Origin of the sequence: Synechococcus sp. H55.10, from assembly GCF_047502715.1 — a bacterium.
In the GTDB taxonomy this organism is placed as follows: Bacteria; Cyanobacteriota; Cyanobacteriia; order Thermostichales; family Thermostichaceae; genus Thermostichus.
Genome location: NZ_JANSJJ010000241.1, coordinates 1 through 562 on the forward strand (window position 1 = coordinate 1; position 562 = coordinate 562).

Annotated in this window: 1 protein-coding gene; it reads left to right on the top strand. The window is 56.9% G+C overall.

Features of this window, described 5'->3' with window-relative positions:
• Positions 1-70 precede the first annotated feature (70 nt).
• Positions 71-388, top strand: a complete 318-nt coding sequence (locus tag NW858_RS12050; RefSeq protein ID WP_414365486.1) for a YlxR family protein — start codon at positions 71-73, stop codon at positions 386-388.
• Positions 389-562 lie beyond the last annotated feature (174 nt).

Consider the following 562-nt stretch of genomic DNA (forward strand, 5'->3'; position numbering starts at 1 on the left):
GAGTTTTTGCGGTCACGGCTGCCCCAGTTGGAGTAGGCTGGGGTAGGTAGGCCCTTCAAGACAAGATCCTTTGGTTAGCAGGGATCCTCTACGGCGCTGTGTAGGCTGTCGCCAGTTGTTTCCCCGCTCCCAACTGTGGCGGCTAGTTAGGCAATACGATACTCACCAGGTGCTTCTGGACAAGGGCATGGGCCGTTCTGCCTACCTGTGTCGCCGGCTAGAATGTCTGCGGGCAGCGCGGCGGAAGCAGCAGCTCAGCAGAGCCCTCAAGGCAGCAGTGCCCGACTCGCTGTGGCAACTGCTGGAACAGCAACTGCTGTGCGATGCTAAGGCCCAGAGCCCCCAGGAAACCTTAGCTCCGGGGGCAAGCGCTTTAGACAAAACCTAGGCAGCTCCAGAATTGGCCAAGTAAGATATTGAAACACCTTTTCAGGCTCATCCAGTCGCGAACTACACGGTAGCCCCTCTCAACTGTCAGAATAGGGGTTGGTTGAGTTAGCCGCGGCCGGCCTGTATGAGCCGCTAAAAGGTGATTCTAAAAGCGCTGTTGATTTGGGTACGT